This window comes from Algibacter ulvanivorans (genome assembly GCF_048381495.1).
Taxonomy (GTDB): Bacteria; Bacteroidota; Bacteroidia; order Flavobacteriales; family Flavobacteriaceae; genus Algibacter_B; species Algibacter_B ulvanivorans.
The window spans coordinates 12,996-34,280 of the sequence record NZ_JBLWGD010000004.1; the positions used below are offsets into that span (position 1 = coordinate 12,996).

Annotated in this window: 20 protein-coding genes and 1 tRNA gene; 10 read left to right on the forward strand and 11 right to left on the reverse strand. The window is 32.3% G+C overall.

The genetic code is table 11. The features are described 5' to 3' along the window. Positions 1–32 precede the first annotated feature (32 nt). The 4 genes from ACNG5D_RS10550 to ACNG5D_RS10565 all read left to right on the forward strand — a co-directional run bounded on the left by ACNG5D_RS10550 (position 33) and on the right by ACNG5D_RS10565 (position 6,100). A complete protein-coding gene (locus ACNG5D_RS10550) occupies positions 33–2,423 on the forward strand; it encodes an efflux RND transporter permease subunit (protein WP_418183487.1) in 2,391 nt (796 codons plus the stop codon). A 91-nt stretch (positions 2,424–2,514) separates the two neighbouring features. After that, positions 2,515–3,948, forward strand: a complete 1,434-nt coding sequence (gene asnS, locus ACNG5D_RS10555; protein ID WP_418183488.1) for an asparagine--tRNA ligase — start codon at positions 2,515–2,517, stop codon at positions 3,946–3,948. 86 nt (positions 3,949–4,034) lie between these two features. Continuing rightward, positions 4,035–5,495: an RNA polymerase factor sigma-54 gene (gene rpoN / locus ACNG5D_RS10560; protein ID WP_418183489.1), complete on the forward strand. Its 1,461-nt coding sequence runs from the start codon at positions 4,035–4,037 to the stop codon at positions 5,493–5,495. Then, positions 5,495–6,100 (forward strand): hypothetical protein, encoded by a 606-nt coding sequence (locus tag ACNG5D_RS10565; protein ID WP_418183490.1) that lies wholly within the window; start codon positions 5,495–5,497, stop codon positions 6,098–6,100. The genes rpoN and ACNG5D_RS10565 overlap by 1 nt, the downstream gene beginning before the upstream one ends. Here the strand turns inward: ACNG5D_RS10565 and ACNG5D_RS10570 are convergent. The 8 genes from ACNG5D_RS10570 to ACNG5D_RS10605 form a co-directional block, all read right to left on the reverse strand. After that, positions 6,095–6,787 (reverse strand): porin family protein, encoded by a 693-nt coding sequence (locus ACNG5D_RS10570; RefSeq protein WP_418183491.1) that lies wholly within the window; start codon positions 6,785–6,787, stop codon positions 6,095–6,097. The genes ACNG5D_RS10565 and ACNG5D_RS10570 overlap by 6 nt on opposite strands. A 92-nt stretch (positions 6,788–6,879) precedes the next feature. Beyond that, positions 6,880–7,356: an ExbD/TolR family protein gene (locus ACNG5D_RS10575; protein WP_418183492.1), complete on the reverse strand. Its 477-nt coding sequence runs from the start codon at positions 7,354–7,356 to the stop codon at positions 6,880–6,882. Between the two features lie 23 nt (positions 7,357–7,379). Continuing rightward, positions 7,380–7,970 carry an ExbD/TolR family protein gene (locus ACNG5D_RS10580; protein WP_418183493.1) on the reverse strand — a complete coding sequence of 197 codons (591 nt, stop codon included), beginning with the start codon at positions 7,968–7,970 and terminating at the stop codon, positions 7,380–7,382. Positions 7,971–7,972: 2 nt separating this feature from the next. Further along, positions 7,973–8,419, reverse strand: coding sequence for a hypothetical protein (locus ACNG5D_RS10585; protein ID WP_418183494.1), 447 nt, complete (start codon positions 8,417–8,419; stop codon positions 7,973–7,975). Between the two features lie 20 nt (positions 8,420–8,439). Next, positions 8,440–9,207, reverse strand: coding sequence for a MotA/TolQ/ExbB proton channel family protein (locus ACNG5D_RS10590; RefSeq protein ID WP_418183495.1), 768 nt, complete (start codon positions 9,205–9,207; stop codon positions 8,440–8,442). A gap of 73 nt (positions 9,208–9,280) precedes the next feature. Beyond that, positions 9,281–9,368, reverse strand: a tRNA-Ser gene (locus ACNG5D_RS10595). Between the two features lie 73 nt (positions 9,369–9,441). Continuing rightward, the gene (locus ACNG5D_RS10600; RefSeq protein ID WP_418183496.1) at positions 9,442–10,473 is read right to left on the reverse strand and encodes an asparaginase; all 1,032 of its coding nucleotides are present in this window, start codon (positions 10,471–10,473) and stop codon (positions 9,442–9,444) included. A gap of 4 nt (positions 10,474–10,477) precedes the next feature. Further along, the gene (locus ACNG5D_RS10605) at positions 10,478–11,245 is read right to left on the reverse strand and encodes a TatD family hydrolase (protein ID WP_418183497.1); all 768 of its coding nucleotides are present in this window, start codon (positions 11,243–11,245) and stop codon (positions 10,478–10,480) included. A 79-nt stretch (positions 11,246–11,324) separates the two neighbouring features. On the opposite strand from ACNG5D_RS10605, the gene ACNG5D_RS10610 reads away from it, so the two are divergent. Both ACNG5D_RS10610 and ACNG5D_RS10615 read left to right on the forward strand, forming a co-directional pair. Further along, complete coding sequence (locus ACNG5D_RS10610) at positions 11,325–11,765, forward strand: retropepsin-like aspartic protease (protein WP_418183498.1); 441 nt, start codon at positions 11,325–11,327, stop codon at positions 11,763–11,765. 35 nt (positions 11,766–11,800) lie between these two features. Continuing rightward, positions 11,801–12,436, forward strand: a complete 636-nt coding sequence (locus ACNG5D_RS10615; protein ID WP_418183499.1) for a response regulator — start codon at positions 11,801–11,803, stop codon at positions 12,434–12,436. A gap of 511 nt (positions 12,437–12,947) precedes the next feature. Here ACNG5D_RS10615 and odhB read toward each other — a convergent pair. Together odhB and ACNG5D_RS10625 are read right to left on the reverse strand one after the other, a co-directional pair. Then, on the reverse strand, positions 12,948–14,159 hold the full coding sequence (gene odhB, locus ACNG5D_RS10620) for a 2-oxoglutarate dehydrogenase complex dihydrolipoyllysine-residue succinyltransferase (protein ID WP_418183500.1): 1,212 nt from the start codon (positions 14,157–14,159) through the stop codon (positions 12,948–12,950). A gap of 33 nt (positions 14,160–14,192) precedes the next feature. After that, on the reverse strand, positions 14,193–16,934 hold the full coding sequence (locus ACNG5D_RS10625) for a 2-oxoglutarate dehydrogenase E1 component (RefSeq protein WP_418183501.1): 2,742 nt from the start codon (positions 16,932–16,934) through the stop codon (positions 14,193–14,195). On the opposite strand from ACNG5D_RS10625, the gene ACNG5D_RS10630 reads away from it, so the two are divergent. Beyond that, positions 16,919–17,620: an alpha-ketoglutarate decarboxylase gene (locus ACNG5D_RS10630; RefSeq protein ID WP_418183502.1), complete on the forward strand. Its 702-nt coding sequence runs from the start codon at positions 16,919–16,921 to the stop codon at positions 17,618–17,620. The genes ACNG5D_RS10625 and ACNG5D_RS10630 overlap by 16 nt on opposite strands. A 3-nt stretch (positions 17,621–17,623) precedes the next feature. Here ACNG5D_RS10630 and ACNG5D_RS10635 read toward each other — a convergent pair whose 3' ends face one another. Beyond that, positions 17,624–18,055 carry an RrF2 family transcriptional regulator gene (locus ACNG5D_RS10635; protein WP_418183503.1) on the reverse strand — a complete coding sequence of 144 codons (432 nt, stop codon included), beginning with the start codon at positions 18,053–18,055 and terminating at the stop codon, positions 17,624–17,626. A gap of 116 nt (positions 18,056–18,171) precedes the next feature. Between ACNG5D_RS10635 and ACNG5D_RS10640 the strand changes: the two genes are divergently transcribed. From ACNG5D_RS10640 to nosZ, 3 genes are read left to right on the forward strand one after another with little or no spacing between them, the layout of a single operon-like run. Continuing rightward, a complete protein-coding gene (locus tag ACNG5D_RS10640; RefSeq protein WP_418183504.1) occupies positions 18,172–18,672 on the forward strand; it encodes a c-type cytochrome in 501 nt (166 codons plus the stop codon). A 7-nt stretch (positions 18,673–18,679) separates the two neighbouring features. After that, entirely contained in the window at positions 18,680–19,252 is a 573-nt protein-coding gene (locus ACNG5D_RS10645; protein WP_418183505.1) for a fasciclin domain-containing protein, read from the forward strand. Between the two features lie 27 nt (positions 19,253–19,279). After that, positions 19,280–21,250, forward strand: coding sequence for a Sec-dependent nitrous-oxide reductase (gene nosZ, locus ACNG5D_RS10650; protein ID WP_418183506.1), 1,971 nt, complete (start codon positions 19,280–19,282; stop codon positions 21,248–21,250). Positions 21,251–21,285: the final 35 nt, after the last annotated feature.

Sequence of the window (21,285 nt, forward strand, 5' to 3'; positions counted from 1 at the left end):
TTTTCTACCTTTGCGCATCTTTTAAATAACACATGTTTAAACTTTTTACAAAGAACTTTTGGGATGTTACTGCAAGATTAATTTTGCGTAATAAAATAGCTATTCTAGTTAGTATTATAATTGCTACTTACCTGTTTAGTACGCAATGGGATAACATGAGGTTTAGTAATAGTGAAGCTAATTTACTTCCAGACGACCATCAAGAAAATATCATATATAATAACTTTTTAAAAACCTTTGGAGAAGAAGGTAATTTAATTATTATTGGCGTTAAAGACAGTACTTTATTTGAAGTAAAAAAATTAAATGCATGGAATACGTTTTGCAATGCGTTTAATGAATACGACGAAATAGAATCTGTAATTTCTATTAAAGATCTTCAAAAACTTGTAAAAAACACGGATGAAGAAAAGTTTAATTTAGAACCTTTTATTAAAGATTCCATTACAAGCATTTCTCAAATAAAAACGCTTCAAAAAGAACTTTTTAATCAATACCCATTTTACGATAATTTCTTATTTAATAGCCAAACAAAAACGATTCGTACAGCGTTATATTTTAAAAAATCGTTAGTAAATACATCGGCTAGAAAAGAATTTGTTTTAAATATTCTCGAACCAAAAATAAAAGCATTTGAAACCAACTACAATTTAGATGTTAGGGTTTCTGGCATGCCTTACATTCGAACAAAAAACTCCGAAAACATTATTGGCGAGATTAATAAATTTGTTATTGCAGCACTTTTAGTAACCTCGCTAATATTCTTTTTCTTTTTTAGATCGTTTAGAGCTACTTTTATTTCGTTAGTTGTTGTATGTATAGGTGTTATGTGGACCCTAGGCATTATAGGCATATTAAACTATGAAATTACTGTTTTAACAGCACTAATTCCGCCTTTAATTATTGTTATAGGCATCCCTAATTGTATTTTTTTAATAAACAAATACCAGCATGAGGTTAAACTACATGGCAATAAAGTAAAATCATTACAACGTGTTATTACCAAAATTGGTAATGCAACATTAATGACTAACGTTACAACAGCCTCGGGTTTTGCAACCTTTATTTTAACCGAGAGTAAGCTTTTAAAAGAGTTTGGTGTAGTGGCCTCATTAAGTATTCTTGCCATTTTTATACTTTGTTTACTTATCATTCCAATTATATACAGTTTTATGCCGTTTCCAAAAGATCGCCACTTAGAGCATCTAAATAAAAGATGGATAGGTGGTTTTGTTAACTGGATGGAACGCATGGTAAAGCAACAACGAATAGCTATTTATATCACTTCTATAATTTTATTAGTAGTAAGTATTATTGGTATTTATCAAATAAAAATATCTGGAAGTTTAATTGAAGACATGCCCCAAGAATCTAGTTTTGTAAACGATATTAGGTTTTTTGAAAACGAATTTAATGGTATAATGCCATTAGAAATTATGATTGATACTAAGCGTAAAAAAGGTGTCATGAAATTGTCTACCCTTAAACGCATGGACGAGCTTGAAGATTTAATAATAGAAACCCCAGAACTATCAAAACCAGTTTCGGTAGTTGGGTTAGTTAAATATTCAAAACAAGCCTACTACAATGGCAAATCTAAATACTACCAACTACCAACATCGCAAGAAAATAGTTTTATTTTATCGTACGCCAAAAACTCGTCGTCAAACGTCAATTTATTAAATAACTTTGTAGATAGTACAGGACAATACGCTCGTATTACAACCTTTATGAAAGACGTTGGCACAGACAAGATGGAACGTATTGAAGAAAATATTAAAACAAAAATAGATAAAGTTTTTCCAAAAGATCGCTATAATGTAATTATAACAGGAAAAGCATTGCTATTTCAAAAAGGCACTAAATATTTGGTTAAAAACTTAGTAATATCATTAAGTCTAGCCATTCTTTTAATTGCCCTATTTATGGCATATATGTTCCGTTCTGGACGAATGATTATTGTTTCGCTCATCCCTAATTTATTACCATTATTGGTAACAGCTGGCTTAATGGGCTATTTAGGTGTGCCAATAAAACCATCAACAATATTAGTGTTTAGTATTGCTTTTGGTATTTCGGTTGATGATACCATTCACTTTTTAGCAAAATACAGGCAAGAATTACAAGCCAATAACTGGAAAATTAAAGTATCGGTTTATGGTGCATTACGCGAAACCGGCGTAAGTATGTTCTATACCTCTATAGTTTTGTTTTTCGGTTTCTCGGTATTTACCATTTCAAGCTTTGGTGGTACAGTTGCACTAGGCGCTTTAGTATCTGCCACCTTATTATTTGCCATGTTATCAAACCTGCTTTTACTTCCTTCATTATTACTTTCATTAGAGCGAAGTATAGCAAATAAGCAGGTTCTTAGAAAACCATCAATAAATATTATTCCTGAAGAGGACGAGCCTGAAGTATAAATTTTAACATCACTTTTTTTATAATTTAGTCCTATTTGCTAATGGGATTACTATTTGAAAATTTTATATTTACATTATAAATTTTAAAGAAATGCAATCAAAAACTGTTTCAGAATTATTATCAGAAGATATCACTATACCAGAAGTAGATATTAAAGGTTGGGTAAGAACATTTAGAGCAAATCGCTTTATAGCTTTAAATGATGGCTCAACACTAAACAACATACAATGTGTAGTCGATTTTGAAAACTTAGACGAAACACTTTTAAAAAGAATAACTACAGGAGCTGCCATTCATATAAAAGGCGAGCTAGTTGAAAGCCAAGGTAAAGGCCAAAAAGTAGAAATAAAAGTAAGTGAAATAACTATTTTAGGAGATTCAGACCCAGAAACCTACCCTATACAACCCAAAAAACATTCCTTTGAGTTCTTAAGAGAAAATGCCCATTTACGCACCAGAACCAGTACCTTTAGTGCCGTAATGCGATTACGTTCTTCGTTATCATTTGCTATACACAAATATTTTAACGAAAACGGATTCTACTACACACACACCCCAATTATTACCGGAAGCGATGCCGAAGGTGCTGGAGAGATGTTTAAGGTCACTAACCTAGATGCTAAAAACCCGCCTTTACATGAGGATGGCAAAATTGATTATACAAAAGATTTTTTTGGCAAAGAAACCAACCTAACCGTTTCTGGGCAGTTAGAAGCCGAAACCTATGCCATGTCTCTAGGGAAAGTATATACCTTTGGGCCAACCTTTAGAGCCGAAAACTCAAACACATCACGTCATCTTGCAGAATTCTGGATGATAGAGCCAGAAGTTGCATTTATGGATCTTGCAGGAAATATGGATTTGGCCGAAGATTTTATGAAATCGGTTATAAAACACATACTTGACAATAACCGAGAAGACTTAGAGTTTTTAGACAAACGCCTTCAAGATGAAGAAAAAAGAAAACCTCAAGCAGAACGAAGCGACATGTCTTTAATTGAAAAATTAAACTTTGTTACAGACAACAATTTTAAACGTGTTAGCTATACCGAAGCCATAGATATATTAAGAAACTCAAAACCAAATAAGAAAAAGAAATTTAAATACCCTATAAACGAATGGGGTACAGATTTACAAAGTGAACACGAACGCTATTTAGTAGAAAAACATTTTAAATGCCCCGTAATATTATTTGATTATCCTGCAAATATTAAAGCATTTTACATGCGCTTAAATGACGATGGCAAAACAGTACGTGCTATGGACATACTATTTCCTGGTATTGGAGAAATTGTTGGAGGCGCACAACGCGAAGAACGTTTAGATATTTTAAAAGAACGAATGGCTGCTATAAATATTCCAGAAGAAGATTTATGGTGGTATCTAGATTTACGTAAATTTGGTACTGCAGTACACTCTGGTTTCGGCCTAGGTTTCGAGCGTTTAGTTATGTTTGCAACTGGTATGAGTAATATTAGAGATGTTATTCCTTTTCCTCGTACACCACAAAATGCAGAATTTTAAAAAATTCAAAAAAAAAGTGAAATTTGGTACGACTTTGGTATACTAATACCTTTTTATATCTTTGAGTAACAACCTGAATAAACCACATGCTTAAACAATATCTACAATTTAAATTATCGCAAAAACTGTCGCCGCAGCAAATTCAATTAATGAAATTGATACAGTTGCCAACACAAGCTTTCGAGCAACGTTTAAAGCAAGAGTTAGAAGAAAACCCAGCTTTAGAAGGAGGAAAAGAAAACAGTAAAGACGACTTAGATGCAGATTTTGACAATACTACAGATGATTTTAATGACAACGAATCTATAAATGCAGAAGATATTAATGTTGATGAGTATTTAAGCGATGATGAAATTCCAGATTATAGAACCCATGCTAATAACTATAGTAGCGATGACGATGAAAAATCAATGCCCTATGCTGCAGGAACATCATTTACTCAACATTTAATAAACCAATTAAACACCTATAGGCTCAATGATGACGAACGTGATATTGCCGAATTTCTAGTAGGAAGTGTAGACGAAAGTGGTTATATAAGACGCGATTTAAGCGACATTATGGACGATTTAGCGTTCACACAAAGTGTTTACACAACCGAAGACCAAATAGCAAAAGTTTTAAAAATTGTTCATCAGTTAGATCCAGCTGGTGTAGGCGCTAGAGATCTTCAAGAATGTTTAAGTATTCAATTACACCGAAAAGAAAAAAATGCAGATACAGAGCTAGCTATTAATATTATCGATAATGCGTTTGATCAATTTACAAAAAAACATTACAAAAAACTACTTAGTAAATTTGATATAACCGAAATACAACTTAAAGACGCTATAACAGAAATAGAACACTTAAACCCTAAACCAGGAGGTTCTTATGCCGGCAATAACAGAATTGTAGAGCATGTTGTACCAGATTTTGCTATAAAAATTGTTGATGGCGAATTAGAATTGACACTTAATGGCAGAAACGCTCCAGAACTTCATGTATCTCGTGAGTACAACAATATGCTTAAAGGTTACAAAAACTCTAAAGACAAATCTAAATCTCAAAAAGATGCGGTTATCTTTATTAAACAAAAACTAGACGCGGCCAAGTGGTTTATAGAAGCCATTAAACAACGCCAACAAACACTTTTTGTTACCATGAGCGCCATTATGCACTACCAAAAAGACTACTTTCTTACAGGCGACGAGCGTAACTTAAAACCCATGATTCTTAAAGACATTGCAGACGAAATAAACATGGATGTTTCAACAGTTTCTAGAGTTGCCAATAGTAAATATGTTGATACACCTTATGGCACTAAATTAATAAAAGAATTCTTTTCTGAATCCATGAAAAACGACCAAGGTGAAGATGTTTCAACAAGAGAAATAAAAAAAATACTAGAAACAGTTATTGAAGAAGAAAACAAGAAAAAACCCTTAACAGACGAAAACTTAGCCACTATTCTAAAAGAAAAAGGATATCCAATAGCAAGGCGTACTGTTGCAAAATATAGAGAACAATTAGATATTCCTGTGGCACGGTTACGTAAAAAAATATAATGGATAAGTTATTAAAAAGTATCTCATATATTTTTCATCCTATAATAATGCCATTACTAGGTGTTATTTTTTATTTTTATAAATCGCCGCGTTATATCCCCTTTGAAATAATTCAAGCAAAAATTATTTCTCTTTTTATATTAACTATAATACTTCCCATTTTACTTTATTATTTATTAAAAACCCTAGGCTTAGTAAATTCCATTAATCTAGAAACCCCAAAAGAACGTATTTACCCTTTAATACTTAATGGGCTTGTTACATTAATAATATTGCAACGCATATTAACACCATCGCAAACAGTAGAACTATATTTTTTCTTTGTTGGTATACTTATATCTACCATGGCATGCTTACTACTTGCTTTAGTTAAATTTAAAGTTAGTATCCATATGATTGCTGTTTCTGGCGTATTTATGTTTTTTATTGCCCTTAGCATTCATTTTAGTATTAATATAAATACGACATTAGCTTTAATGGCTATTATTATTGGTGCTGTAGCCACATCAAGATTGCACTTAAAAGCGCATTCTTTTATAGAGTTAGCAACTGGCATATTTATTGGTTTTATGCCTCAATTAATTTTGGTAACATATTGGTTATAAGATATAGAATATAAGTCCTATTTTAATAGCATTTATATCTAAATTCTCGTTGTTTAGCTTAGCGTTGTTTGAAAACAATGGATTAAGTGCATAATACAAAAAGAAATTCCAGGTATTATACCCAACACTTAAAGTTAAGCCATACTGAAAATCGTTAAAATCATCAATATTAGTTATTTTAAAGTCGCCTAAATCCCCTTTATATTTTGCAGAGTTTGTTAATACATAACCAAACTTAAACCCTGTGTAAATGCGCCAAAAATTGTAATCTGTTGGTGTAGAAGTTCGCCACCTAAACTCTATAGGTAACTCTATTAAATGGTTAGTGAATTTGTTTTTTGAAAATGTACCACTATCTTCAATAATAGAATATTGAAACGCTCCAGAAGCATCTTTATTTATAAGAAGGTCTTGATTAAATGAGTTTGCAGAATAACCTAAACCCATACCTATAGCTACATTTCTATTTTTATTAATAGGAATATCTTTAATAAACCCTAAGTGAAACCCTAATGAAAACCCACTTTGATTTAAATTGCTTGGTATTTTACCTAACAGATTATAGGTTACACTAGCATAAAAATGGTCTTCTTTGTAAAGAGAATCTACGGTCTTAATATTACTTTCTTGAGCTTTACATATTGTAAAACCAAACAAATAAATTAAAGTAAATAAAGTATACCTCATAAAAATATGCTTTTAAGCTAGTAAAAGTATTAAAAATTAAAAGGCGTTTTGATAAAATCAAAACGCCTTTTCTATAAAATTAAGAATGTAAGTTAATCTCTTCCAAATACACTACCTTTTTTAGTAGTGTAATTAATTTTTAGTGCATTAACCTTACGTAGTTCTTGCTTAATATCGCCAATTAGCCCCATATTAGCATCGCTATCTACTTTTAAAGCAGTAGTTAAAAATGGTACTAATTCTTCACGTTTTGAAGCACGCTCTGCAGCTATAAAAGCAGCAATTTCGTTAACATCGGCAAATTTATCATTTAATTGAATTTTTGCTTCTGTACCATATTGCTTATAGTTAGAACTTGGCTTACCTGCATATATATACATTACCAAATCTTTTTTATCTAACTTCTCTACTTGATCTGCAAATGGTAAATTATTTTCAATCATTAAAGTATTTTGCCTCATTACTGTGGCTACCATAAAGAAAAATAATAACATAAAAACAATATCAGGTAAAGCTGCTGTATTTACCGCAGGAATTCCTCCGTCTTTTTTCTTTTTAAATTTAGACATATTTATTAATGTTAAATTTTAAATTATTGTTGTACTTCTGAAAGCTTTTGAGGGTAATCGACTTTAATTTGGTCTATTTTCTCTTTTAGCTTTTCTTTATTCCCTGGCCAATTTACATCTTTGTAGTTAGCCTCCATTTCGGCAAAACTTTTACCGTATAAAGATTGGGCTCTAACATCTCTTAACTCATTATAAGCTGCTACTAATTCGTTTTGTACAGCTATATAGGTTTTATATGATGTTTCTCTTTCATTTTTTAGCGAAATAATGGCTTTATCTGGATTATCTGATGATGCTGGGTCTTTTTTCCCTTTACAGTAATCACATGAGTTATCGCCACCATTATCTAAAAACTCTCTGGCTGCTGCTCGCAAATCCTTAAGTTCCATAATTTCATCTTCAACAAGTAATTGATCTTTACCGTTTAATAAAACAGTAAAAATATTTTTCTGCTTGATGATAACATCTTCTTCAGATTCTTCCATTGGAGGAAGCTTTCTGTTAATTCCAGAATCTGTTTCAATAGTTGTTGTTACTAAGAAGAAAATTAATAATAAGAAAGCAATGTCGGCCATTGAGCCTGCATTAACTTCTGGTGCTGCTCTTTTTGACATAATTATTTATTAAATATTTTTTTAGCTCCTCCATAAAGCATAGACCCAATAGCTAAAGCGGCAAGTATATAAAAGGCATATAAACCAGCTCCAACATTTTTTGATTTTGCTTCAGTAACATCTAAACCTTTATCTGTAAAAGGTTTTAAATCTAAATCTGTACCAGATGATAAAGCATAAGATATTGCAATAATAGCTACAAATGCTCCAACTGTCATTAAAGTTTTTTTAATGTCGCCAGAAAAAAGACCTTTTAATACAAATAACAAAACAGCTGCTAATGTTACAAATAAAACCACATAAGCAATGTACATAAATGTTGTTACTGCACCATCAGACTCTCCAGCCTTAATGGCTTCATCTCCAGCACTTATTATCATGAATAGAAATACTGCCGAAAGTACTCCGACTATCCCCATTATGATAGTTAATATTTTTTGTGAATTCATAATTTTAAATTTTTATATTATTACTTTTTGTGTCTAATTAATAGATCCATTAACGTGATAGAAGCATCTTCCATACTGTTAACAATGCTATCAATTTTAGCAATAATATAATTGTAAAAAATTTGAAGTATAATAGCTACTACTAAACCAAATACGGTTGTTAAAAGTGCTACTTTAATACCACCTGCTACAAGCGATGGTTGCATATCTCCAGCTGCTTCAATTTTATCGAAGGCTTGAATCATACCAATTACCGTACCCATGAAACCAAGCATTGGTGCTAATGCGATAAATAATGATATCCAAGATACATTTTTCTCTAATTGTCCCATTTGAACTCCTCCGTAAGCTACAACAGCTTTTTCTGCAGCTTCAATACCTTCGTCTGTTCTATCTAAACCTTGGTAAAAAATAGAAGCAATAGGTCCTTTTGTATTTCTACAAACTTCTTTTGCAGCTTCAACGCCTCCAGATGCTAAAGCATCTTCAACGCTTTGAGTTAATTTTTTAGTGTTTGTTGTAGATAAGTTTAAAAAGATAATTCTTTCTATAGCAATTGCTAAACCTAAAATTAAACATAACAATACAATACCCATAAACCCAGGGCCTCCTTCTATAAAACGTTTTTTCAATTCTTGATGAAATGTAAGCTCTTCAGCAGGCGCATCATCTTGTGTCATTGTTGTAACTGTGGTTACAGCTGTACTAGTGTTTGCAATTGTAGTTGCATTAACAGTTCCGAATGCCACCATTAAAGTTATGGCAAGGATAGAAAATAATCTTTTCATGTTCTCGATCTTAATTTTATTAGTTAAAGTGTTAAAGATATAAAAAAAAAGCAATTAAAATAAAAAATATCTGCAGAGAGGAAGGGATTCGAACCCTCGATACCCTTTTGAGGTATACACACTTTCCAGGCGTGCGCCTTCGACCACTCGGCCACCTCTCTTTACATATTTTCATTAATTACGGGGCTCAAATAACAAAAAAAACTTTGAAGACTAAAATTTTTAGAGTTAATTTTAATTCATTTCTCCTCTTAAAGAAGCTTCGTATTTGGTTTTGAATGTTTTAGCAGAAATATCTTGACCCAATAAATACATTAATTTTGTAACAGCGGCTTCGGTTGTTAAATCTTTTCCTGAAATAACGCCTATTTTTTTTAAATCACTACTAGTTTCATAGTGCCCCATAATAACGCTTCCTCCTATACATTGTGTTACATTTATTATATGTATACCTTTTAATATGGCTTGTTTTAATAAATTTACAAACCATATTTCTGTGGTGCAATTTCCTGCACCATATGTTTCTATTATAACCGCCTTTATATTTGGCGCGTTTAATATACTTTCTACCACCGTTTTTGTTATTCCAGGAAACACTTTAATTATGGCTACATTATCATTAAACTTCTTATTAATTTTTAATTGTTTTTTAAGATTGGGTTTAAACAAAAATTCCTCATTAATTTTTAAATGTACACCAGACTCTGCTAAATCTGGATAATTTAACGAGGCAAAAGCTTGAAAATGCTCTGCATTAAGTTTGGTTGTCCTATTTCCTCTGTATAACTTATACTCAAAATACAGGCACACCTCTTTTATTATGGCTTTATCTTTATTTTGCATTGAAGCTACTTGAATAGATGTTATTAAATTTTCTTTTGCATCGGTTCGCAAATCGCCTATTGGTAATTGTGAGCCTGTAAAAATTACAGGTTTTGCTAAATTTTCTAACATAAAGCTTAAAGCCGATGCCGAATAACTCATGGTATCGCTTCCATGAAGCACCACAAACCCATCAAAGCTATTGTAATTATCTTCTATAAACTCGGCTATTTGCACCCAATATTTAGGGTGCATATTGCTAGAATCTATTGGTGTTTTAAAGGATACCGTTTCTATATTACAATCTAGCAATTGCAATTCTGGTATTCTATCTAACAGATTTTTAAAATTAAACGCTTTTAAAGCTCCTGTTTTAAAATCTTTAACCATACCTATGGTGCCACCGGTATAAATAAGAAGAATTTTAATTTTAGATTTAGACATTCATTTAAATTTTAAAAATAGCTTTAGAGTTTTGCGTAGTTATTTTAGCTATATGTTCTTGAGGCATATTATATATGTTAGATAGTTTTTCTAAAACCTTTAATATATATACACTTTCATTTCGTTTACCTCTATAAGGAACTGGCGCCAAATACGGTGCATCTGTTTCTAAAACAATATTACTTAAATCTATATTATTTAAAAACTGGTCTATTTTACCATTTTTAAAAGTTGCAACACCACCAATACCTAATTTCATATTATAAGATATAGCTTGATGAGCTTGCTGTAAGGTTCCTGTAAAACAATGAAAAATACCATATAAATTATTGTCTTTTTCTGTTTCTAAAACCTCAAAAATTTCATCGAAAGCCTCTCTACAATGAATTACTATGGGTAAATTGTACTGTTTTGCTAATTTAATTTGATGCTTAAATGCTCTTTTTTGAACCTCTAAGGTTGATTTATCCCAATATAAATCTATCCCTATTTCTCCAACGGCATAAAAATGCCTTTGCGCTAGCATTTTTTCTACATGTTTAATTTCTTCTATATAATTATCTTTAACATGTGTAGGGTGCAAACCCATCATTAAAAAAACATTTTCTGGATAATTTTTTTCTAACTGAAGCATGGCTGCTGTATAAGTAGAATCTATTGCTGGAATAAAAAACCTAGACACTCCTTGTTTTACAGCTCTATTAATCATTTCATCTCTATCTTCATTAAAAGCTTCACTATATAAATGTGTATGTGTATCTGTAATAATCAAATGATAAAAAAATTAAGTTATACAATTTGTGTAAAAATAATCGTTTTTACATGATTATATTTGTTTTAAATTAATAACTATGGAAACGTTGCAACAATTTCTAGAGCAAAAAGGATATACTAAGGCAAAATTACACCTTACCAAAACAAATCATTTTGAAATTAAAGCAACTTTAAATGGAAAAAAAGGCTTATTTATTTTAGACACAGGAGCATCTAGCTCGTGCGTTGGTTTTGAAGCTATTGATACTTTTAAACTAAAAGCAAAAGACTCTTTAATAAAAGCTGCTGGGGCTGGAGCTATTGATATGGACACCAAAACATCCATAAAAAACAAAATTAAAATAGGAAAATGGATTAATAATAAGGTGGTGTTGGTTTTATTTAACTTAACTCATGTAAATACAGCGCTTATTAATCATAACTCTAAGCCTGTTGATGGAATTATTGGCGCAGATATTTTAAAAAAAGGAAAAGCTGTAATAGATTATGAAAAGAAATATTTATATTTAAAGTTATAAATTAATAGCTAACCTAGACTTCCTCCTAAGATTAAATGAATACATCTATAGTCATAGCTGATGACCACCCATTAATGCTGCGTGGTTTAACAGATTTTTTAACCTCTAAAGGTTATAATATTATAGGTAGTGCTGAAGATGGCAATACAGCATACAACCTTATAGTAAAATTGAAACCAGAAATAGCAATTCTTGACATTAGGATGCCATACAAAACGGGGTTAGAAATTGCAGAAGCCTGCAAAAAAAACAATTTGTTAACCAAAGTGGTTCTTATAACTTTTGATAAAGAAGAAGAACTTTATGATAAAGCTGTAGAATTTGGTGTATATGGCTATATCTTAAAAGAATTTGCTATTGAAGAAATTGAAAACTGTATTGCTAAAGTTGTTAATGGCAAGCCTTATTTTAGCGAAGAAATAGCTTCATATTTAGAAGCAAGCACTATAGATAAAAAGCCAGAATATATAGAGTCGCTAACCAAGTCCGAATTAAAAATTGTAAAACTTATTTCTGAAAACAATACCAGTCAAGATATTGCTAACAAATTATCTATTTCGGTAAGAACTGTTGATAAACACAGGAGTAATATTGTACACAAACTAGGTTTAGACAACAAGCCTACATCGCTTTCAATATGGGCCACAATAAACAAAGATTTCTTAATTTGAATAAAAATACGTAGAAGTGCGTATTTTTTATATCGCTAAAGTACCATATCTTTACAGTGCTATTAATTAGTTCTTAGGGAGAATTATAGAAAGCTCTAAATTGTAATGATTTAGAGCTTTCGCTTTTTTTACACTTAAGCTTTAATATAAAAAATACGTAGAAGTGCGTATTTCATATCTGTTTAATGCAATGTAATTTTACATTGCTATTAATTAATTCTTTTTTGAATGAGAATTTTTTACAAACTCTGTACTATTAATTAGTGCAGAGTTTTATAAAAGTTAAACAAATTAAAAATCTAAATAAAAAATGCTTAAAGCTAGAATGGAAGAAGAAAATAATACCCTAAACAAATATTTCATTATTGGATTAATTGTGTTAGTTGTAATCGTTATTTCTATAAATATAGTTATGTGTTTTAGTTAGTTTATATATCCCCATAATCCCATAACTAAAAAAGGGTGTTACATAATTATGTAACACCCTTTTTTTATTTTTTTTATTACAATGTTATAACTCTAAAGCCTTTTTAACATCGTTGTTCATCAATATTTCTACTGGGTTTTCTAAAGCTTCTTTTACTGCTACTAAAAAACCAACACTTTCTTTACCATCAATAATTCTATGATCGTAAGATAATGCTACATACATAATTGGTCTTATCTCCACATTACCATTAACCGCTACAGGGCGTTCAACAATATTATGCATACCTAAAATTCCGCTTTGCGGTGGGTTAATTATAGGTGTAGATAGCATACTACCAAATACGCCTCCATTTGTAATTGTAAATGTTCCTCCTGTCATTTCATCAACAGTAATTTGCCCATCTCTAGCACGTAGTGCTAAACGTTTAACTTCAGATTCTACGCCTCTAAAGCTTAAATTTTCTGCATTTCTAATTACTGGCACCATTAAACCTTTTGGTCCTGATACAGCAATACTTATATCGCAAAAATCATAGCTTAACATTTCTTTACCATCAATCATAGAATTAACGGCTGGGTACATTTTTAATGCTCTTACAACAGCAAGTGTAAAAAAGCTCATAAACCCTAAACTAACGCCATGCTTATTTTTAAATGTTTCTTTATATTCAGAACGTAATGCAAATATTGGAGACATATCTACTTCGTTAAACGTAGTTAACATTGCTGTTGTATTTTTAGCTTCAACTAAACGTTCTGCTACTTTACGACGAAGCATAGACATTTTACTTCTTGATGTGCCTCTAGATCCTCCTGTTGGAGTTCCCATAGATGGTACTGCATTTATAGCATCATCTTTAGTAACTCTTCCATCTTTTCCTGTTCCGGCAATAGATCCTGCATCCATACCTTTTTCTGCTAAAATCTTTTTTGCAGCTGGGCTTGCACTTCCTGTAGCATACGTTTTAGTTTCTGTAGCTGGTGCTTTTGGTGCTTCAGTTTTTGGTGCTTCTGCCTTTGCCTCGGTTTTAGGTGTTTCGCCACCGGCTGGTTTTTCTGCACTTGTATCTATTAAACAAACTACAGCTCCAACTTCTACAGCATCGCCTTCTTCTGCTTTTAGTGTAATGGTTCCGCTAGCCTCTGCTGGCAATTCTAATGTTGCTTTATCACTATCTACTTCTGCAATAGCTTGGTCTTTTTCAACATAATCACCATCTTCAACTAACCAAGTTGCTATTTCTACTTCTGTAATAGATTCGCCTGGAGAAGGCACTTTCATTTCTAAAATCATTGTTTATAATTTTAATGTCTTATTTCTATTTTACTATTCTTTATCAAAAACTGAATCTATAACTCGTTTTTGTCTTCTTTTATCTCTTGTACTTGATCCTGGAGCTGGTACCGAACTATATGGCCTAGAACAAACTTGTAACTTAACAATGTCTAAGCGTTGTAACATGTAACTCCATGCTCCCATATTTTTAGGTTCTTCTTGTGCCCACACATAGTTTTCTACATTTGGATATCTATTAATTGCTTGTTGTATCTTATCTAAATGAAGTGGGAATAATTGTTCTATTCTAACTAAAGCAATATCTTCTCTGCCAAGGTTTTCCCTTTCTTCTAATAAATCGTAATAAAACTTACCTGTACAAAACACTAATTTCTTTACATTTTTTGGGTTTATTGTATCGTCAATAACCTCTTCAAATTTACCAGAAGCTAGTTCTTTTATAGAAGAAACAGCTTTTGGATGACGTAATAAACTTTTAGGTGTAAAAACTATTAATGGTTTTCTGTAATCGCGTTTCATTTGACGACGCAACAAATGAAACATATTTGCTGGTGTTGTACAATCTGCTACAATCATATTATCATCGCCACATAATTGTAAATAACGTTCAATTCTTGCTGATGAATGTTCTGATCCTTGCCCTTCATATCCGTGTGGTAATAAAACTACAATACCATTTTGAGCTTTCCATTTATCTTCGGCAGCAGATAGGTACTGATCGAAAATAATTTGCGCTCCGTTACTAAAATCTCCAAATTGAGCTTCCCAAATGGTTAATGTATTTGGGTTTGCCATGGCATAACCATAATCAAAACCAAGTACACCATACTCTGATAAAAATGAATTATAAATATCCATTTTACCTTTATTTTCTGGGTTTGTATTTAAAAGATTTATACGCTCTTCGGAAATTTCGTCTCTTAAAATAGCATGACGGTGGCTAAATGTTCCGCGTTCTACATCTTGGCCAGATATGCGCACATTAAAGCCTTCCTCCATTAAACTACCATAGGCTAATGTTTCTGCCATTCCCCAATCTAAAGTATCGGTTTCAAAAACCATTTTTTCTCGACCAGCAAGAATACGCTCTGCTTTTCGTAAAAATTTTACACCTTCTGGAACTGTAGATACTATTTTTGAAATACCTTCTAATTTCTCTTTTGGGTAAGACGTGTTTTCTGAAACTAACATAGAGTCTACACCTTGGCGTTTAAAATCGATCCATCGTTCTTGCATGAACTCGCGTACCTTTGATGACTCGGCTTCTTTTGCTTTTGTGTATTCTCGCTCTAATGTATCCTTAAAATCTGATGTTATTTTGTCTACATATGCTTGATCAATAGTATTTTCTGCTATTAATTTATCGGCATATATTTTAAACGGGTTAGCATGCTTTGCTATTTCTTTATATAGTTTTGGTTGCGTAAATCGAGGTTCATCTCCTTCATTATGTCCATATTTTCTATAACCCAATAAATCTATATACACATCCTTTTTATAACGCATTCTATACTCTAATGCCATTTCAACGGCATGTACAACGGCCTCGGCATCATCTGCATTTACATGCATTACTGGCGACAGGGTTACTTTTGCAACATCGGTACAATAGGTACTTGATCTTGCATCTAAATAATTGGTTGTAAACCCTATTTGGTTATTAACCACAATATGCACAGTACCTCCGGTTTTATATCCTGCTAATTGGCTCATTTGTGCTACCTCGTAAGCAATACCTTGGCCTGCTATTGCAGCATCGCCATGAACAACTATGGGTAATATTTTAGAGTCGTCGCCTTTATAATCGGTATCTATTTTAGCTCGGGTAATACCTTCGGCTACTGGAGCTACGGTTTCTAAATGCGAAGGGTTTGGTACCAAATTCATCTTAATATTTTTACCGTTTTGGTAAGTTTTATCAAGAGTTAAACCTAAATGGTATTTAACATCTCCATCAATATTTTCGTCTTCAAAATCTTTACCATCAAACTCGCTAAATAGTTCGTTTAACGGTTTTCTAAAAATATTTACAAGCGTGCTTAAACGCCCACGGTGTGCCATTCCTAATACACATTCTTTTACACCATGTTTTTCAACGGCATAAAAAAGCACGTTACTAATTGCTGGTATTAAAGACTCTCCACCTTCTAAAGAAAAGCGTTTTTGACCAACATATTTGGTTTGTAAAAAGTTCTCGAAAGTAACTGCTTGGTTTAGTTTCGAGAGAATATACTTTTTAGTATCAACCGAGAAATTGGGTTGATTATTATTTTTATTTAATTGTTCTTGCCACCAAGCAATAACCTCGGGGTTTCTTAAATACATGTACTCTATACCTATAGAATCGCAATATATTTTTTCTAAATGAACAATAATTTCGCGCAAAGATTTCACACCAATTCCTAAAATGTCTCCTGCATTAAAAACGGTATCTAAGTCGCTAGCATTAAGCCCAAAGTTTTCAATATCTAAAGTTGGCGAATAAGCACGTCTTGCTCTAACAGGGTTTGTTTTTGTAAACAAATGACCTCGCATTCTATACCCATCTATTAGTTTTACAACTTGAAATTCTTTCTGTACATGTTCTGGAATTTGAGTTGAAACGCCTTCAATTATTTCGCCATCTAAACCATAGTTTTCACTACCAAAATCATAACCTTGAAAAAAAGCTCTCCAACTTGGTTCTACAGAATCAGGACTTTGTAGATATTGCTCATATAAATCAGCAAAAAATGCTGTGTGTGCTGCGTTTAAAAATGAAAATTTATCCATTATTGTTTTTATACTATATCGATTTAGTAAAATATTCGTCAAAAATACAACTTTTACTAAAATTAGATGATTCTTTAGCTATATTTATAGCAAATATTATTCTTTTAACAAATTTGTTAAAATATTTGTTAATTTTTCAAAAATTTATAATTATCATGAATTTAATTCCTTTTATCAACAAAAAAACTGTATTTACTTTAATAATTTTATCTTTTTGTTTTCAAAATGTTACAGCTCAAAATTCGAAGCATGATTTTTGGAGTAAAGTTCGTTTTGGTGGCGGTCTAGGTTTAAATTTTGGTGATGGCTTTTTTAGCACAACCATTGCACCTAGTGGTATTTATGAGTTTGACAAAAACTTTGCTCTAGGTTTAGGGCTTAATGCAACTTTTAACAACCAAAAAAACACTTACAAATCTACCATATTAGGAGGCAGTATAATTGGGCTTTTTAACCCTGTACAAGCCATTCAAATTTCATCGGAATTCGAGCAACTTAATGTAAACAGACGATATGACGCGAATATTAACATTCCAGATGATAACTATTGGATTCCAGCTTTATATTTAGGAGTAGGTTATCGTAACGGCAACGTAACCTTTGGTGTAAGATATGATGTGTTATACGATGATGAGAAAAGTATTTATGCAGATCCTTGGGCGCCTTTTGTTAGGTTTTATTTTTAATATCTACAACGGTAAATAAGAGTTTCCACGCTCCACATCTAGTGCCAACTCGTTAATGGTTTTTTGGCTTAATACTTTTATTATTTTTTCTCTTGACGAACTTAATGTAGCATGCAATGGGCAAGGTTTATTTTTATTGCATGCTTTTAAACTTAGCATACAACTAGTAAGCCTTTTTTCTCCATCAATAATTTTTAAAATATTTATTACAGGTTGGTTTTTGTTTTTAGGTGTTAAATAAAAACCACCTTTTGGCCCGCGCGTAGAAGAAATATAATTTTCTTTTGCTAATTCTTGAAGCAATTTTGCAATATACGCTTGCGGTACATTTACAGGTTTAGCTATATCCTTTACCATAATTTTATGGTTTTCGTTAGCATGTAATGCCAAATACAAAACCGCTTTAATAGCATATTTTGAAGAGTTAGAAAGCATGATTTAATGTTAAAAGCTTAAGCAAATATAAAAAAGATATTTTTATCTTAAATATGATTTTTGTCATATTATTTCCTCTTAATACTACATAGTTTTGCTTCATAAAATCAACTAATATGAAGACAACACTAAAATTAACTGCAATTCTATTTTCAATATTACTAATAGCTTGCGGTGGTAAAGAAGAAAAAAAGAAAGAAGGTTTTTCGTATGAGAAAAAAACCTCAACAGAACAAACTGTAAAAAAACAAACTACTGTCCCAGCCTCAAAGCAAATAGATTTAAGCAACAAAGGCGTTGGACCAATAACCTCACTTAATTTACCGGCAGAAATAGACCAAACTATGGCATTGCATGGTGCCGATGTGTTTAAAAAAATGTGTACGGCATGTCACAGACCTAACAAAAAATTTATTGGACCAGCACCAATTAAAATTCTAGAACGCAGATCTCCAGAATGGGTTATGAATATGATTTTAAACCCAGACGAAATGGTACAAAAAGACCCTTTAGCAAAAGCTTTATTAGTAGAGTTTAATGGTTCTCCTATGGCTAACCAAAACTTAACAAAAGAAGATGCTAGAGCAGTATTAGAATATTTTAGAACATTAAAATAAGTTAATCATGAAACCTTTAAAACAATTTCTTTTAGCCTTAGTATGCCTAACATTTATTTATTCTTGTAATAACAATACCAAAAACACTTCTACAGCTACTCCAAAAACAACTCAAAACGTTGCTCAAGAACGAACCGGACAAGCTTTTGTTACAGAAGACGAAGGCAAACCAACTGTTTTAAGCATAGCCATTGGCTCTAAAAACCATACCACTTTAGTAGCTGCTGTACAAGCTGCTCAATTAGAAAATGCTTTAGTAAACACAGGGCCTTTAATGGTTTTTGCTCCAACAAACGATGCTTTTGCAGCTTTGCCTGAAGGAACTGTAGAAAACTTACTTAAACCAGAAAACAAAAACGCATTAGCTAATATTTTAAAGTACCATGTTACACCAGGAAATTACTCTAAAGACTTTTTAAAGAAATTTAAAAAATTAGGACAAGCCAATAATGACTATGTAACAGTAGAAGTTGTTAATGGCGAACCATTAATAGGTGGCGCCAAAATATTAGGAAGTGTAAAAGCTGGAAACGGTATTGTACATGTTATTGATAAAGTTTTAATACCTCCAACCAATTAATAAAACATTAACTAAATACACAAAACAATGAAAAAAATATTAAAATCAACCATTGCAATATTAAGTGTACTTGTTGCATTTACTAGCTGTAATAACACTAATAAATCTAGTAAAAAGTCTGGAGCTCTTGCTAGTAACGTTGCCGAAAAAGTTTATGTTGCTCCTGGCGAACATGATGAATTTTACGCTTTTATATCTGGTGGATTTAGCGGTCAATTATCTGTTTACGGCTTGCCTTCAGGAAGATTATTTAAAGTTATACCTGTGTTTTCTCAAGATGCCGAAAAAGCTTATGGCTACAATGAAGAAACCAAACCTATGCTAAATACATCGCACGGTTTTGTGCCTTGGGATGATGCCCACCACCCAGATATTTCGCAAACTAGCGGAGAAATAGATGGCCGTTGGGTTTTTATAAACGGAAACAACACCCCTAGAATTGCAAAAATTGACTTAACGACATTCGAAACTACCGAAATTATAGAAGTTCCTAATAGCGCTGGTAACCACAGTTCTTCATTTGTAACTGAAAACACCGAGTATGTTGTTGCTGGAACACGCTTTTCTGTGCCAATTCCTCAAAAAGACATGCCCATTAAAGATTATAAAGGAAATTTTAAAGGCTCTTTAACTTTTATATCTGTAGAACCAGAACATGGGCATATGGATATTAAATTTCAATTAATTATGCCTGGCTTTGATTATGATTTATCGCATCCTGGCCGAGGAAAATCTCACGGATGGTTCTTCTTTACAACATATAACTCTGAAGAAGCAAGCACACTTCTAGAGGTTAATGCATCACAAAACGATAAAGATTTTATTGCAGCCGTTAACTGGAAAAAAATTGAAGAATATGTAAATAATGGTGGCGGTACAATGATGCCTGCAAATTATGCACATAATGTTTATGATGAAAGCACACACATGGCAACCTCTACCATGAAAAAAGAAGTACTAACGGTAAACCCTATGGATGTTCCTGGAGCTGTATTTTTATTACCTACACCTAAATCACCTCATGGTTGTGATGTTGACCCTTCCGGGGAATACATTGTTGGTAATGGAAAACTATCAGCTAATTTAACCGTACACTCCTTTACAAAAATGCTTAATGCCATTGAAAACAAAAAATTTGCTGGCGATGCTTACGGTATTCCTATCTTAAATTTTGAAGATGTTTTAGCTGGCTCTGTAGAACAACCTGGCTTAGGGCCTTTACACACAGAGTTTGATGGTAAAGGAAATGCCTATACAACTTTCTTTATTTCATCAGAAGTTGTAAAATGGAAATTAGGCACTTGGGAAGTTGTAGACAGACAACCTTGCTACTATTCTGTTGGTCACTTAATGATTCCTGGCGGAAACTCGCAAAAACCATTTGGTAAATATGTAGTAGCCATGAATAAAATAACAAAAGATCGCTATTTACCAACAGGCCCAGAAGTAACTCAATCTGCTCAACTATATGATATATCTGGCGACAAAATGGAGTTGCTATTAGATTTCCCAACTATTGGAGAACCCCATTACGCAGCTGGTTGCCCTGCCGATTTAATAAAACCGCGCTCTAAAAAGATTTTCAATTTAGCAGATAATAAACACCCCTTTGCTACTAAAAACGAAATGGACACAAAAGTAGTTAGAGATGGAAAAACAGTTCATGTATATATGACCATGATTCGTAGCCACTTTGCCCCAGATAATATTGAAGGCATAAAGGTTGGCGATAAAGTTTATTTCCATGTAACCAATTTAGAACAAGATTACGATGTGCCTCACGGTGTAAGCATGATTGGAGCCAATACTTCAGAACTATTAATAATGCCAGGACAAACCGAAACATTTGCTTGGGAACCTAAACAAGAAGGTGTATGGCCGTTTTACTGCACCGATTTCTGTTCTGCGTTACACCAAGAAATGCAAGGCTATGTTCGAGTATCTGCTGCAAATGCTAACACACCATTAAAATGGTCGCTTGGCGAAGATATTGAGTAACAACACTTAGGAGAATTTTGTTTTAGTGTTTATTT

What these genes read in the sequence shown, in the direction of transcription:
- ACNG5D_RS10550 (WP_418183487.1), top strand. Translation starts at nt 33, where the DNA reads ATGTTTAAACTTTTTACAAAGAACTTTTGGGATGTTACTGCAAGATTA.
- asnS (WP_418183488.1), top strand. Translation starts at nt 2,515, where the DNA reads ATGCAATCAAAAACTGTTTCAGAATTATTATCAGAAGATATCACTATA.
- rpoN (WP_418183489.1), top strand. Translation starts at nt 4,035, where the DNA reads ATGCTTAAACAATATCTACAATTTAAATTATCGCAAAAACTGTCGCCG.
- ACNG5D_RS10565 (WP_418183490.1), top strand. Translation starts at nt 5,495, where the DNA reads ATGGATAAGTTATTAAAAAGTATCTCATATATTTTTCATCCTATAATA.
- ACNG5D_RS10570 (WP_418183491.1), bottom strand. Translation starts at nt 6,787, where the DNA reads ATGAGGTATACTTTATTTACTTTAATTTATTTGTTTGGTTTTACAATA.
- ACNG5D_RS10575 (WP_418183492.1), bottom strand. Translation starts at nt 7,356, where the DNA reads ATGTCTAAATTTAAAAAGAAAAAAGACGGAGGAATTCCTGCGGTAAAT.
- ACNG5D_RS10580 (WP_418183493.1), bottom strand. Translation starts at nt 7,970, where the DNA reads ATGTCAAAAAGAGCAGCACCAGAAGTTAATGCAGGCTCAATGGCCGAC.
- ACNG5D_RS10585 (WP_418183494.1), bottom strand. Translation starts at nt 8,419, where the DNA reads ATGAATTCACAAAAAATATTAACTATCATAATGGGGATAGTCGGAGTA.
- ACNG5D_RS10590 (WP_418183495.1), bottom strand. Translation starts at nt 9,207, where the DNA reads ATGAAAAGATTATTTTCTATCCTTGCCATAACTTTAATGGTGGCATTC.
- ACNG5D_RS10600 (WP_418183496.1), bottom strand. Translation starts at nt 10,473, where the DNA reads ATGTCTAAATCTAAAATTAAAATTCTTCTTATTTATACCGGTGGCACC.
- ACNG5D_RS10610 (WP_418183498.1), top strand. Translation starts at nt 11,325, where the DNA reads ATGGAAACGTTGCAACAATTTCTAGAGCAAAAAGGATATACTAAGGCA.
- ACNG5D_RS10615 (WP_418183499.1), top strand. Translation starts at nt 11,801, where the DNA reads ATGAATACATCTATAGTCATAGCTGATGACCACCCATTAATGCTGCGT.
- odhB (WP_418183500.1), bottom strand. Translation starts at nt 14,159, where the DNA reads ATGATTTTAGAAATGAAAGTGCCTTCTCCAGGCGAATCTATTACAGAA.
- ACNG5D_RS10630 (WP_418183502.1), top strand. Translation starts at nt 16,919, where the DNA reads ATGAAAATTTATCCATTATTGTTTTTATACTATATCGATTTAGTAAAA.
- ACNG5D_RS10625 (WP_418183501.1), bottom strand. Translation starts at nt 16,934, where the DNA reads ATGGATAAATTTTCATTTTTAAACGCAGCACACACAGCATTTTTTGCT.
- ACNG5D_RS10635 (WP_418183503.1), bottom strand. Translation starts at nt 18,055, where the DNA reads ATGCTTTCTAACTCTTCAAAATATGCTATTAAAGCGGTTTTGTATTTG.
- ACNG5D_RS10640 (WP_418183504.1), top strand. Translation starts at nt 18,172, where the DNA reads ATGAAGACAACACTAAAATTAACTGCAATTCTATTTTCAATATTACTA.
- ACNG5D_RS10645 (WP_418183505.1), top strand. Translation starts at nt 18,680, where the DNA reads ATGAAACCTTTAAAACAATTTCTTTTAGCCTTAGTATGCCTAACATTT.
- nosZ (WP_418183506.1), top strand. Translation starts at nt 19,280, where the DNA reads ATGAAAAAAATATTAAAATCAACCATTGCAATATTAAGTGTACTTGTT.